Genomic DNA, 12,544 nt, shown 5'->3' with positions numbered 1-12,544 from the left:
CCCTAGTCGGCCACCGACCGCCGATGCACTTCATCGAAGAACACCGAACAGGGACAATCCTGCCCGCACCGCCGCGGGGTGTCAGTCGTCATTTCGGGGGACAATCGTGCGGATCTGCGCGGATCGGCGGCTTACACGTCCCCCGAGTGAGGGGAGACGGAACGGTGTGTCGCCGCCGCCGACCCCGACGCGACGCCCACCTGGGCAACAGCTGTCGACCGGCTGCGATCGGGGTACACGCGGGTCAGCGGAGTGACCGACTCCACGTGCCCTGGTGGAGAGGGACGCGCATGCCCCGAGCGGAGGCGTCCCACCCCGACCGCGGCGAGTCCTCGGCGCGAGCGCGCCCAGCGGCCGCGGCCTCGTCGGCCTGGCGTTGCAGCACCGCGATGACGGCGGCGAGCTCTTCCGGCGTCGGGTCACCTGCGACGACCCGGACGTCCGCGACCGACGCGGGGGCGTCAGCGGGGACGGCGGCAGCATGACGCGGGGTCACAGCGGGATGTTCCCGTGCTTCTTCGGCGGCAGGGTCGCGCGCTTGCCGCGCAACGCCCGGAGCGCCTTGATGACCGAGACCCGGGTGGCGTGCGGCTGGATGATGCCGTCGAGCTCACCACGCTCGGCGGCCAGGTACGGCGACGCGACGTTGTAGGTGTACTCGTTCGCGAGCTTCGTCCGGACCGCGGCGACGTCCTCGCCGGCCTCCTCCGCCCGCTTGATCTCGCTGCGGTACAGGATGTTCACCGCGCCCTGACCGCCCATGACGGCGATCTCGGCGGTCGGCCACGCGAGGTTGATGTCGGCACCGAGCTGCTTCGAGCCCATGACGATGTAGGCGCCACCGTAGGCCTTGCGGGTGATGACCGTGACGAGCGGCACGGTCGCCTCGGCGTACGCGTAGAGCAACTTCGCGCCACGACGGATCACGCCGGTCCACTCCTGGTCGGTGCCGGGCAGGTAGCCGGGCACGTCGACGAGGGTGAGGATCGGGATCCCGAACGCGTCGCAGAAGCGGACGAAGCGCGCGGCCTTCTCGCCGGCGTCGATGTTCAGCGTGCCGGCCATGGCCTGGGGCTGGTTCGCGATGATGCCGACGGTACGACCCTCGACGCGGCCGAAGCCGATCATGATGTTCGGCGCGAAGAGGGGCTGCACCTCGAGGAACTCGCCGTCGTCGACGACGTGCTCGATGATCGTGGTGACGTCGTAGGGCTGGTTCGTCGAGTCGGGGATGACGACGTCGAGCTCGCGGTCGGCGTCGGTCGTCTCGAGTTCCGGTGCGACGTCGTAGCTCGGCGGGTCCGACAGGTTGTTGTCCGGCAGGAACCCGATGAGCGACCGCGCGTAGTCGAGCGCGTCGGTCTCGTCCTCGGCCAGGTAGTGCGCGACACCGGAGACGGCGTTGTGCGTCTGGGCGCCGCCGAGCTCCTCGAAGCCGACGTCCTCGCCCGTGACGGTCTTGATGACGTCCGGCCCGGTGACGAACATGTGGCTCGTCTTGTCGACCATGATCACGAAGTCGGTGAGGGCGGGGGAGTAGACCGCTCCGCCGGCCGCGGGCCCCATCACGATGGAGATCTGCGGGATGACCCCGGAGGCCGCGGTGTTGAGCCGGAAGATCTCGCCGTACTTGCCGAGCGCGACCACACCCTCCTGGATGCGGGCGCCGCCGGAGTCGAGGATGCCGATGATCGGCACGCCGGTCTTCAGGGCGTGCTCCATCACCTTGACGATCTTCTCGCCGGCGACCTCGCCGAGGGAGCCGCCGAAGACGGTGAAGTCCTGCGCGTAGACCGCGACCTGACGGCCGTGGATCGTGCCGTGTCCGGTGACGACCGCGTCCCCGTAGGGGCGCTTCGACTCCATCCCGAACGCGAAGGTGCGGTGGCGGACGAACTCGTCGAGCTCGACGAAGGAGTTCTCGTCGAGGAGCTGCGCGATGCGCTCCCTGGCGGTCATCTTGCCCTTGGCGTGCTGCTTCGCGATCGCGGTCTCGCCAGCGGCGGTCACGGCTTCGTGGTACCGGTCGCGGAGGTCGGCCAGACGGCCGGCGGTCGTCGAGAGATCGGGGGTGTCTCCTGTGGTCACCCGCTCACCCTACCGGCGGTCCCGACCGCACCCGTTGGAGGACCCCCACGGTTCCGCGCCGTAGGTTTGCGTGCATGTCCACACCGGTCGCGCCCTCGTTCCCCCGTGCCCGTGCCCTCGTCGAAGCGGCCGGAGCGGCGTTCGTGGTGCATGCGACGACAGGCTCGACGAACGCCGACCTGCTCCGTGACGCACCGGGCCTCGCGGACGGCAGTGTCGTCGTCACGCTCGACCAGACCGCGGGGCGGGGCCGACTCGACCGCTCCTGGGTGGCACCGGCAGGGCAGACCCTCGCCGCGAGCGTGCTCGTGCGGGCGGGACTCGAACCCCGCGACCGCGGGTGGTTGCCGCTCGTGGCCGGCGCCGCGGTGCGGGACGCGGTCGCCGGGGTCCTCGCCGCCCGGGCACCGGAGCAGGGGCAGCCGGATGAGCCGGGGCGGTCGACCGGGCAGCGGGTCCTGGTGAAGTGGCCGAACGACGTCCTCGTCGACGGCCGCAAGGTGTCCGGCGTCCTCTGCCAGGTGGCGTCCGACGGGTCCGTCGTCGTCGGCGTCGGCGTGAACACGACGATCCCGGTGGAGGCCCTGCCCACCCCGACGGCGACCTCCCTGCTGGTCGCCGGCGCGACCGAGCCGGCCGCAGTGCTCGCCGACACGGTCCTGGCGGACCTCTGGACGGGCCTCCAGGACGCGGTGTCGGGGCTCGCCGCCGGCGGGGCGGCGGCCGAGGCGGTCCGCTCCCACGTGCGGGCGGTCTGCGGGACCGTCGGCCAGCGGGTGCGGCTCGAGTTGCCCGACGGCTCGACGGTCGAGGCGGACGCCACCGGTGTCGACGACGACGGGCGCATCACGATCCGGGACCGGAGCGGCGTGCCCAGGGGCGTCGCGGTGGGGGACGTCACCCACCTGCGCTATGCATGACGGCATGACCGACGAACCGCCGCCCGAGCTGGTCGTGGCGCGGCTCCGACCGCACGCCCGACGGCTCGTCCGTCCGGCGGTGACGGTGGTGCTCGCAGCCGCCGCCGGCGGGTTCGGCTTCGGGGTGTTCCGGGCTGAGCTGGCCTGGCTGAACGTGGTGGTCGCCGTGGTGGCCCTCGCGCTCGTCGTGCTCGGCGGGGTCGTCCCGCTCCTGCGCTGGCTGTCGCAGCGGTACGTCGTCACCACGAGGCGACTCGTCGTCGTGCAGGGTCTCGGGACGCGCACGAGACGCGAGCTCCTGCACTCCCGCGGGTACGACGTGACCGTGCGACGCCGTGGTGCGCAGGGCCTGTTCCGGTCCGGGGACGTGCTCGTGTTCCCGGGGGACGACCCCGCGCTCGTACTCGCCGACGTCCCGCACGCCGACCTCGTGGTCGCGGTGCTGCACGACCTCGTCGAGGCGCACGAAGCCCGTCGTCGGCACCGGGAACCGGACTGGGACGACATCGTCAGGGGCACCGCACCGCGCGACGCGTGAGTGCTCCGTGGGTCGGGTGGCCGGCCGCGCGGACCACCGTCACGTGGATCGGCCCGGGAACCGGTAGCGTCGTGGCGTGCGTATCTCTGTCATCGGCTGCGGCTACCTCGGTGCCGTGCATGCCGCCTCCATGGCCAAGCTCGGACACGACGTCGTCGCCGTCGACGTCGACCCGGAGAAGATCGAACGGCTCGCCGCCGGTGAGGCACCGTTCTTCGAGCCGGGACTGCCCGAGATCCTCGGCGAAGCGATCGCGTCCGGGCGCATCCGGTTCACCACCGACATGGCCGAGGTGGCCGGGGCACAGGTGCACTTCCTCGCCGTCGGCACCCCGCAGGGCCCGACCGGCGCCGCCGACCTCCGCTACGTGGACGCGGCGATGGCCTCGCTCACGCCGTTCGTCTCCGCCGGCGAGTTCGTCGTCGGCAAGTCCACGGTCCCCGTCGGCACGGCCGCCCGACTCGGCGCCGACCTGACCGCGGCCGTCCCCGGTGCCACGCTCGTCTGGAACCCCGAGTTCCTCCGGGAGGGCTTCGCCGTGCAGGACACCATCACGCCGGACCGCTTCGTGTACGGCGTCCCGGAGGGCGAGGACGGCCAGCGCGCGGTCGCCGCGCTCGACGAGGTCTACGCCACGGCCCTCGCCGACGGCACCCCGCGCCTGGTCGTCGACCTGGCGACCGCGGAGCTCGTGAAGATCAGCGCGAACGCGTTCCTCGCGACGAAGATCTCCTTCATCAACTCGATGGCCGAGATCGCCGAGGTCGTCGGCGCGGACGTCACGGCGCTCGCCGACGCCATCGGACACGACGCCCGCATCGGCCGCAAGTTCCTGAACGCCGGCCTCGGCTTCGGCGGTGGGTGCCTGCCGAAGGACATCCGTGCGTTCCAGGCCCGGGCCGACGAGCTCGGGGTCGGCGAGTCGCTGGCGTTCCTGGCCGACGTCGACGCCACGAACCTCCGTCGTCGCGCGCACGTCGTCGAGCTCGCGCAGGAGCTGCTCGGCGGTGCCGTCGCGGGCAAGCGGATCGCGGTCCTCGGCCTCGCGTTCAAGCCGAACTCCGACGACGTCCGCGACTCGCCGGCCCTCGACATCGCCGCGCGCCTGCGCGACCTCGGGGCGACGGTCGCCTCGTACGACCCGGAGGCCGTGGTCACCGCACGCCGCGTGCACCCCGAGCTCGACTACGCCGAGACCGCCGAGGACGCCCTCACCGGTGCCGACCTGGTGCTCGTGCTGACCGAGTGGAACGAGTTCCGCGAACTCGACCCGACGGCGGTGGCGGCCCTCGTGTCCTCGCCGGTCGTCGTCGACGGTCGGAACTGCCTGGACCGCGAGGCCTGGCGCGCCGCCGGCTTCACCTACCGCGGCATGGGGCGCTGACCGCAGCACCGGTCACCGGCTGCGGGACCACCGTCGGGTGGCCCTGCAGCCGAGGACGTCCGGGTCAGCCGGAGCGCCGACCGCCGCGGAGCGCCGAGCGGAGCACGTCGCGGTAGCGTGCGCCGATCCGCACCGTCGCGTACTCGGCGGCGGCAGCGGCAGCGCCTGCCCCGTGGCGCGTCCGTGCCTCGTCGTCGGTCAACTCCCGAACGAGCGCGGCCCGCAGGGCGTCGACGTCGCCGGGGGCCACGAGCAGCCCGGACCGGTCGTCCCGGACGACCTCACGGATGCCGGGCAGGTCGCTCGCGACGATCGCGGCCCCGACCGCGGCGGCCTCGAGCAGCGTCACCGGCAGTCCCTCCTGGTCGCCGTTCGCGGCGGCGACGGAGGGCAGTGCGACCACGGTCGCCGATGCGAGCGTGGCGAGCACCTCCGACTTGCCGCGCTGCCCGAGGAAGGTCACCGGCAGACCGGCGGCCTGCCGTTCCAGGCGCTCCCGCCACGGACCGTCGCCGACGACGGTGAGCGACCACGGGACGTCCTCGACGCCCCGGAGGGCCTCGATGAGGTTCCCGAAGCCCTTCTTCTCGACGAGACGACCGACCGCCACCACGTGCCCCGGTCGGCGGGTCGCCTGCTCGCGGGCGGCGCGGGCCGGTCCGAGGTCGACGCCCATCGGGATCACGCTCGACCGGTCCTCCGGCACGCCCCACTCCGTCAGACGCTCGCGCATCTCGTCGTTGACCGTCGTGACGTGGGCGGAGCGCCCGAACACCCACTGCTTGAGCCGCACCAGCGGAGCGGCACGCAGCGCGTAGACGTCCCCGCCGTGGGTCGTCACGACGAGGGGGACGCCCGGGGCCGCGAGCGCCGCGACGAAGGCCTGCGGGATCGCCCAGTGCGCGTGGATGACGTCGGGCTTCCCGGCGCGGACGGCACGACGGACGGCGAGCCACTGCGCGGCCACGAGCGCCGGGACCTGCAGGACACGCTTCCGGTCGGCCTTGAGGTTGTCGAGGATCGCGCCGTCCGCCAGGTCCTCGAACCGTCGCGGGAAGTAGGCGAACCGGCGGACCCGGACGCCGTCGACGGTCTCGGTGCGCGCGGCACCCGCGACGCGCGGCGTGAGCACGGCGGTGTCGAACTCGACGGCCTCCTGTCGCGCGAGGTCGAGCACGAACGCGGGGACGCCGTCGTCGGGGTGCGACGGGAACGTCGAGGCGAGCACGAGCAGGCGCGGCCGACCGGACCCGGCAGCCCGGGTCATCTGTCGCTCGACCGCAGGGTGCCCGCCTCGAGCTGTCGGATCAGCTCGTCCGGGTTCGAGAGGTCCATCTGCCGCGTGTTGACGTAGAGCAGACGGTCGAACTGGCGGAGCAGAGCCACGAGGACCCGGTGCTCACGCTCGATCATCGCGGTCAGTCGCGGGTCACCGTGCAGGATCGCCGCGAGGCTGTCGTTGAGGTCCGCGGACGCCGCGATGCCGTCGGCCAGTTCGTCGACGTTGTCGTCGGTGATGTCGACGGACTCGACGCCGGGGCCGGTCTTCCGGAGGAACCCGACCGCCGTGTACGGCACCGCCTTCGCGAAGACCTCGCCCGGGTAGAGCTCGTCGGCATGGATCCGCGTCGAGATGAGGAACTCGCGGTGCAGGAGGCGTTCGAGCACCCAGCGCAGCACGTTCTTGGCGTACACCGCGGAGGAGTACTTCAGCGGCACCTTCGCGCCGACGAGGTTCTGCACGTTGTACGTGAAGATGTGCAGCGGTCGCGGGTAGGGGTGCACGATCCCGCTCGTCAGGTCGACGAACTGCAGGTCGTCACCGAGCAGCTTGTAGCCCGCCGCCATCAGCGACATGCTCAGCGTCGTCTTGCCGGTCCCGCCGTAGGCCGGGAGCAGGAAGCCCTTGGTGTCGGACGCGACACCGCCGGCGTGCATCAGCAGGACGTCGCGCTCGAGCAGCTTCGCGTAGATGATCGGCTCGAGCACCTGGGCCTGCAGGTACACGCCGATCGCGTTCATGTAGACCCGGTCGAGCCAGTGGCTGCGGAACCAGATCGTGACGTGGTCCGTGTCGAGTCCACGGATCACGTAGGAGAACTTGAACAGCCCCTTGAACCGCTCCGTACCGCGGACGTCACCCGGCTCGCGGCTGGGCGCCTTCTCCTCGATGCGGACGTCGACGGTGAGGGTCGCCCTCGGTGCGTCGGCGCTGGGCTTCGCTATGCGCGCGTACTCGTTGTCGAAGTAGCGGCGCCAACCGCGGTGCTCGGTCTGGAGGTTGACATCGAGAATGCCGTAGAAACTGTACGTGGTGGCCATCTCGGTGGATGCTACTGCAGGCTGACGCCCAGATCGAACTGCCCGCGCCCGCGCGTCTCGTACACTGGGGCGTCATCGTGGAGGGTGTTGTGGAGCAGACAGAGTCAGGAACGGGCGGCCGCGGCCGTCGCGTCCTCCGACGGGCCGTACCGATCGTCTTCTACGTGGCCCTCGCCGGCTTCCTCTTCCTGTACGTCCGGAGCGTCGACTGGGGCCAGCTCGCCGGCGTCGAGTGGAACTGGTGGTGGGTGGCCGTCGCCACGGTCATCAGCCTCGGCTTCCGCTACTGGGGCGTCGGCATCTGGTTCTTCCTGCTGCGCCGCCTGGGTGCGGAGAACCTCCGTGGCAGCGGCGTGACCCTGACCCACGTGTACGCCAAGTCGTGGATGGGGCGCTACATCCCCGGCGCTGCGACCTGGATCATCGGCAAGGTCTACTTCGCCTCCCAGCACGGTGTCTCCAAGGCCCGTCTCGGGGTCAGCGGCTTGCTCGAGGGAGCGTTGCAGATCGCGGCGACCCTGGCACTCGCCCTCGTGCTGCTGCTGATCGACCCCCGGACGCACGCGCTCGATCCGTGGATCATCGTGCTGATGATCGCGGCCTTCGTGGTGTGCGTCATCTGCCTGGTTCCGCGGGTGTTCGTCGCCCTGATCGGGTTCGCCCTCCGGATCCTCCGACGGCGCCCGCTGGAGGACGACGTCAAGCCCGCGCTCGGCACCGTCGTCGTCGGTGCCGGGCTGTACGTCCTCGGCGCGGTCATCTCGGGGACCGGCTACTACTTCATCTCGCTCGCGGTGTACCCGTCGCTGCGGGTGCAGGACGCGGCGTTCGTCATCGGTGCGGCGAGCATGGCGTCGGCGATCAGCATGCTCGCCGTGTTCGCGCCCGGCGGTCTGGGGGTCCGGGAGGGCGTGCAGGGGCTGTTGCTCGCCCTCGTCATGCCCGGGCCGGTCGCGCTGATCGTCGTGGTCGTGACGCGCATCTGGAGCCTCGCCGTGGACGCGCTCTTCCTGCTGACGACCGCCGTGCCGACGTGGTTCGGGCGCGGCAAGCGCGCAGCGGTGACGACCTCGCCGACGAACGCCGACGCGACGAAGGCCTGACGAGCCTCCAGGACCGACCCGAGCGGATCGGATCGGCCGGGGCCCAGACCGGTACTGGCCGGAGCTGCGTGCCGTCGGCTCAGGCGGAACCGCGCACCGGCTCCACCGCTCCTCTGGGCGACGGGTGTGGAGCGCGAGCCACCGCGATGGCCGAGACCACGAGCCCCACGACGACGAGGACGAGCACCGCAGCCACCAGGCCCGGCGGCACGGGGCCGAGTTCCCGGTACCGCTCGACGGCGGTGCCGGACGGCAGCGGGTGCGCGGCATTCCAGAACCAGTTCCCGGCGACCGCGACGCCGTACAGCCCGATGGCCGGCGCGACGATCGCCACGACCACGGCGACCACCCGACGGCCACGCGGGAAGACCCGGCGCCAGGCGACCGCGCTGATCGCGACGAGGCACAGCACAGCGGGGAAGTAGTAGCGGCCCTGGGTCGCGGCGACCTCGGTGGTGGTGAGGTACGCGCGGGCGCTCGTCGCGGTCTGCACGACGATGAGGAGCGCGGGGAACACCGCCAGCACGACGACCGGGCGGAGCAGCGGTCCGCGACGGAAGGCGAACGCGACGACCACCACGAGCACCACGATCGTCAGGACGGCGGTGAAGAGGTCGCCGATGCTCACCTGCGCTTTGATGCCGGGGCTGCCCCAGAACGTCCGGGTGAGGGTGCCCCAGCTGACGTCGAGGAAGTGTGTGAGGGACGGACCCCCTCCGGACGGGAAGTCGGCGGGCGGGCGCATCGCGGTGTACCCGTTCGGCTGGATCCGGCCGGTGGTGACGAGGTTGTGCACCCACCACCAGGAGCCGAGGGTCGCGCAGATGCCGAGCGTGACCACGGTCCGGAGGCAGCGTTGCCCGAGCCGGAGCGTCCCGGTGCCGGCCACCAGGACCGCGATGCCGACGAACGGGACGGCGGGCAGACCAGTGCCCTTCAGCCACACCAACACGCTGAGGGTGAGCCCGAGCGCGACGGTGGTCCGCCACCGGAGGTCGCCGGTCAGCAGGCGCGTGACGAGCCAGACGACGACGCCCGCCACCAGCAGGACGGGGGCGTCGTTCGAGACGGAGGCGCCGATGGAAGCCAGCTCGGGTGTCGCGAAGAGCGCCAGGGCTCCGACGAGGCCGGCGCGCGGGGACCGCGTGAGGCGGCGGACCGTGGCCCAGGCGAGTGCTGCGAGCGGCGTCACCGCGACGGCGTCGGCAACGCGGAGTGCGAGCACCGCATGGTCCCACCGGAGATCGCCGAAGTGCACCGCGCGGAGGACGACTGCTCCTGCCGCGTACACGGTCGGCGGGTGCTGCGTCATCTGATCGACCGTGTCGGACGTCCCGGGGGCGCCGGCGAGCAGTTCGGTCATGGTCGACCAATGGTCGCGCGAGACCGAGCCCTGCTGCGCGGCGGCGGCCTGGACGGCGTTCAGGACGCGGAGGTCGCCGGGGGCGGCCCAGGGGTCACCGACCGCCAGGTGCACGGCGGAATCGAAGTGGGCTGTCTCGTCGGGCGCCTGGAACGCGGGGACGACGACCGTCCAGAGGATCAACCAGAGGCCGAAAGTGGCGGTCACCACGACGACGGCGATCCGCTCCCACGCGGCGACCGGGGGGTGCGCTGACTCGACGTCGGGCATCGGTGCTGAGTGCGGTTCCGTTCCCGTCGCCATCCGACGATCCTACGGGAGCGGGGTCACGCCCCGCGCGCGTGGGTCCCGTGCTGGGCGGGCTCGTCGTCGCGGAGCGCGGCCACACCGTCGGCAGCATCGAGACGGTCGACCCGGTCGGCCCGGTCGGGGTGGTACACCCACGTCTTGTAGAGCCAGAACCGGAAGGCAGTGCCGAGCGCCAGGCCGATGACGTTGCCGGAGACGTTGTCCGCGAGCGCAGAGGTGAAGTGCAGCACGTAGTGGGAGACGGCGAGGCAACCGAGCGAGATGACCATGCCGCCAAGGGAGACGATGACGAACTCGACGCCTTCCTTCGCGGCGACGGAGCGGCGCTGGTGACGGAACGTCCAGTACCGGTTGCCGATCCAGTTCACGGAGATCGCGACGACCGTGGACACGACCTTCGCCCAGAAGGGTCCGGAGTGCACCTCGTCCGGTGCGAACACCGTCGCCCGCAGCAGGTTGAAGACGGAGAAGTCGACGACGAAACCGACCGCGCCGACGATGCCGAAGCGGGCGAGCTGGGCGATGAGGCGCCGCACGTGGTCTCCAGGATTCCGTAGAGTTGTCGCTGCCGGTCTGGTGGTCGGCAACGGGCGGATCGACGATCGGCCTCGCAGGATTGTAGTCGAGCGGGTCCGAGTCGATGGCTGCGGACCGAGGAAGGAAGCTCCCATGGCGTTGCGGGTCGGAGTCGTCGGCGGAGGCCAGCTCGCTCGGATGATGGTGCCGGCGGCCGTGGAGCTCGGCATCGACATCCGCGTCCTCGCCGAAGGTCCCGGCATGTCGGCGGCGATCGCCGCCACGGCCGAGGGGGACTACCACGACGCCGAGACGGTGCTGGCGTTCGCACAGGACGTCGACGTGGTCACGTTCGACCACGAGCACGTCCCGCAGGACGTGCTGCGCGCGCTCGTCGGCGCCGGCGTCCCCGTGCACCCGGGACCCGAGCCCCTCGCGGTCGCGCAGGACAAGATCCTCATGCGCACCCGCCTGACGGAACTCGGGTTGCCCGTCCCCGAGTGGGCGGCCGTGCACGACGCCGACGAGCTCCGCACGTTCCTGGCCGACCACGGTGGTCGTGCCGTGGTGAAGACCGCACGCGGCGGCTACGACGGCAAGGGCGTCCGTGTCGTCGACGACCCGTCCGACGTCGACGACTGGTTCGTCGCCGTCGCCGAGGCCGGCGGCGACCAGGCCCTCCTGGTCGAAGAGCTCGTGCCGTTCACCCGGGAGCTCGCGCAGTCCGTCGCCCGGCGCCCCTCCGGAGAGGTCGTCGCCTGGCCGCTCGTCGAGAGCGTCCAGCGGAACGGCGTCTGCGCCGAGGTCATCGCGCCCGCCCCCGGCAGCGCCGGACGCATCGCCGACCAGGCCGAGTCCCTGGCAGTGCGCATCGCCGAGGAGCTCGGCGTGACGGGTGTCCTGGCCGTCGAACTGTTCGAGACCGCCGACGAGCGCATCCTGGTCAACGAGCTCGCGATGCGTCCGCACAACACCGGTCACTGGTCCATCGACGGTGCCACGACGAGCCAGTTCGAGCAGCACCTGCGCGCCGTACTCGACCTGCCCCTCGGCGCCACCGGCATGCACGCGCCCGCAGCGGTGATGGTCAACCTGCTCGGTGGGCCGGCCGACGGTGACCTGGCCGGGCGGTACCCGTCCGCGCTCGCCGCCTTCCCGGAGGCCAAGTACCACCTGTACGGCAAGGCCCCGCGGCCCGGTCGGAAGATCGGGCACGTGACGGTGACCGGAGCCGACGTCGACGACGTCGTCTACCGAGCGCGGGCGGCGGCGGCCCACTTCGACTGACGCCGGGTCGGCCGACGAGCGTTCTCGGGGGCCGTCCTGGAGGTGTGGGCCGCCTCGACGACGTCGGCCACGTCCGCGACGTGGGCCGGGCCTCCAGGACGCCTGGTGGCGGCCCCGGCACGGCGTGCGGCCCGCAGGCGTCCACCCGCGGCTCGCGTGCGCGCGCCGGTTAGGCTCTCCTGCGTGACCGACACCACCGCCACCGCTCCGCTCGTCTCGATCATCATGGGGTCCGACTCGGACTGGCCGACGATGCGGGCCGCTGCCGACGTCCTGACCGAACTCGGCATCGCGTTCGAGGCGGACGTCGTCTCGGCGCACCGCACCCCGGACAAGATGGTGCGGTTCGCCCGTGCCGCCGCAGGGCGCGGGATCCGCGTCGTCATCGCCGGTGCGGGGGGAGCTGCGCACCTGCCGGGCATGGTGGCGTCGATGACCACGCTCCCGGTCGTCGGCGTGCCGGTGCAGCTCGCCCGCCTCGACGGGATCGACTCGCTCCTGTCGATCGTGCAGATGCCCGCAGGCATCCCGGTCGCGACAATGGCGATCAACGGAGCCGCGAACGCCGGACTCTTCGCCGCCCGGGTCATCGGGAGCTCCGACCCCGTCGTCGCGGCTCGACTGGCCGACCACGCGGACGGGCTCGTCGAGATGGTCGAACGCAAGGCGGAAGCGCTCCGCGAGCAGCTCTGACGCGGACGCAGCGCGACGGGT

The 12,544-nt window shown here is 71.9% G+C and carries 12 protein-coding genes; 6 read left to right on the top strand and 6 right to left on the bottom strand.

Features of this window, described 5'->3' with window-relative positions; genetic code table 11:
* Positions 1-244 precede the first annotated feature (244 nt).
* Both DEI84_RS05250 and DEI84_RS05245 read right to left on the bottom strand, forming a co-directional pair.
* Positions 245-496, bottom strand: coding sequence for an acyl-CoA carboxylase subunit epsilon (locus DEI84_RS05250; protein ID WP_110889955.1), 252 nt, complete (start codon positions 494-496; stop codon positions 245-247).
* Positions 493-2,088, bottom strand: coding sequence for an acyl-CoA carboxylase subunit beta (locus tag DEI84_RS05245; protein ID WP_110889954.1), 1,596 nt, complete (start codon positions 2,086-2,088; stop codon positions 493-495). The genes DEI84_RS05250 and DEI84_RS05245 overlap by 4 nt, the downstream gene beginning before the upstream one ends.
* A gap of 74 nt (positions 2,089-2,162) precedes the next feature.
* Here DEI84_RS05245 and DEI84_RS05240 point away from each other — a divergent pair, with 74 nt between their 5' ends.
* The 3 genes from DEI84_RS05240 to DEI84_RS05230 all read left to right on the top strand — a co-directional run bounded on the left by DEI84_RS05240 (position 2,163) and on the right by DEI84_RS05230 (position 4,930).
* Positions 2,163-3,008, top strand: a complete 846-nt coding sequence (locus DEI84_RS05240) for a biotin--[acetyl-CoA-carboxylase] ligase (protein WP_110889953.1) — start codon at positions 2,163-2,165, stop codon at positions 3,006-3,008.
* 4 nt (positions 3,009-3,012) lie between these two features.
* Positions 3,013-3,546: a PH domain-containing protein gene (locus DEI84_RS05235; RefSeq protein WP_110889952.1), complete on the top strand. Its 534-nt coding sequence runs from the start codon at positions 3,013-3,015 to the stop codon at positions 3,544-3,546.
* A 76-nt stretch (positions 3,547-3,622) separates the two neighbouring features.
* Complete coding sequence (locus DEI84_RS05230; RefSeq protein ID WP_110889951.1) at positions 3,623-4,930, top strand: UDP-glucose/GDP-mannose dehydrogenase family protein; 1,308 nt, start codon at positions 3,623-3,625, stop codon at positions 4,928-4,930.
* A 64-nt stretch (positions 4,931-4,994) separates the two neighbouring features.
* On the opposite strand, the gene DEI84_RS05225 is transcribed toward DEI84_RS05230, so the two are convergent.
* Together DEI84_RS05225 and DEI84_RS05220 are read right to left on the bottom strand one after the other, a co-directional pair.
* Positions 4,995-6,197: a glycosyltransferase gene (locus DEI84_RS05225; RefSeq protein ID WP_110889950.1), complete on the bottom strand. Its 1,203-nt coding sequence runs from the start codon at positions 6,195-6,197 to the stop codon at positions 4,995-4,997.
* Positions 6,194-7,252 carry a hypothetical protein gene (locus DEI84_RS05220; RefSeq protein WP_110889949.1) on the bottom strand — a complete coding sequence of 353 codons (1,059 nt, stop codon included), beginning with the start codon at positions 7,250-7,252 and terminating at the stop codon, positions 6,194-6,196. Before DEI84_RS05220 ends, DEI84_RS05225 begins: the two co-directional genes overlap by 4 nt.
* A gap of 89 nt (positions 7,253-7,341) precedes the next feature.
* On the opposite strand from DEI84_RS05220, the gene DEI84_RS05215 reads away from it, so the two are divergent.
* Positions 7,342-8,355 carry a lysylphosphatidylglycerol synthase domain-containing protein gene (locus DEI84_RS05215; RefSeq protein ID WP_181420360.1) on the top strand — a complete coding sequence of 338 codons (1,014 nt, stop codon included), beginning with the start codon at positions 7,342-7,344 and terminating at the stop codon, positions 8,353-8,355.
* Between the two features lie 79 nt (positions 8,356-8,434).
* Here the strand turns inward: DEI84_RS05215 and DEI84_RS05210 are convergent, their stop codons facing one another.
* Both DEI84_RS05210 and DEI84_RS05205 read right to left on the bottom strand, forming a co-directional pair.
* Positions 8,435-10,021 carry a DUF2142 domain-containing protein gene (locus DEI84_RS05210; RefSeq protein ID WP_110889947.1) on the bottom strand — a complete coding sequence of 529 codons (1,587 nt, stop codon included), beginning with the start codon at positions 10,019-10,021 and terminating at the stop codon, positions 8,435-8,437.
* 23 nt (positions 10,022-10,044) lie between these two features.
* Entirely contained in the window at positions 10,045-10,563 is a 519-nt protein-coding gene (locus DEI84_RS05205) for a GtrA family protein (protein ID WP_110889946.1), read from the bottom strand.
* Between the two features lie 133 nt (positions 10,564-10,696).
* Here DEI84_RS05205 and DEI84_RS05200 point away from each other — a divergent pair, with 133 nt between their 5' ends.
* Positions 10,697-11,830: a 5-(carboxyamino)imidazole ribonucleotide synthase gene (locus tag DEI84_RS05200; RefSeq protein WP_110889945.1), complete on the top strand. Its 1,134-nt coding sequence runs from the start codon at positions 10,697-10,699 to the stop codon at positions 11,828-11,830.
* Between the two features lie 183 nt (positions 11,831-12,013).
* A complete protein-coding gene (gene purE / locus DEI84_RS05195; protein ID WP_258368289.1) occupies positions 12,014-12,523 on the top strand; it encodes a 5-(carboxyamino)imidazole ribonucleotide mutase in 510 nt (169 codons plus the stop codon).
* The last annotated feature ends 21 nt before the right edge of the window (positions 12,524-12,544 follow it).

Source organism: Curtobacterium sp. MCBD17_023 (assembly GCF_003224415.1).
Lineage (GTDB): Bacteria > Actinomycetota > Actinomycetes > Actinomycetales > Microbacteriaceae > Curtobacterium.
The sequence above is the reverse complement of the archived record's forward strand: the minus strand, read 5'-3'. Positions and strand labels throughout refer to the sequence as shown.

Excerpts from the sequence above, each read along its gene's own strand:
- DEI84_RS05240 (WP_110889953.1), top strand. The coding sequence starts at position 2,163 with ATGTCCACACCGGTCGCGCCCTCGTTCCCCCGTGCCCGTGCCCTCGTC.
- DEI84_RS05235 (WP_110889952.1), top strand. The coding sequence starts at position 3,013 with ATGACCGACGAACCGCCGCCCGAGCTGGTCGTGGCGCGGCTCCGACCG.
- DEI84_RS05225 (WP_110889950.1), bottom strand. The coding sequence starts at position 6,197 with ATGACCCGGGCTGCCGGGTCCGGTCGGCCGCGCCTGCTCGTGCTCGCC.
- DEI84_RS05220 (WP_110889949.1), bottom strand. The coding sequence starts at position 7,252 with ATGGCCACCACGTACAGTTTCTACGGCATTCTCGATGTCAACCTCCAG.
- DEI84_RS05210 (WP_110889947.1), bottom strand. The coding sequence starts at position 10,021 with ATGGCGACGGGAACGGAACCGCACTCAGCACCGATGCCCGACGTCGAG.
- DEI84_RS05200 (WP_110889945.1), top strand. The coding sequence starts at position 10,697 with ATGGCGTTGCGGGTCGGAGTCGTCGGCGGAGGCCAGCTCGCTCGGATG.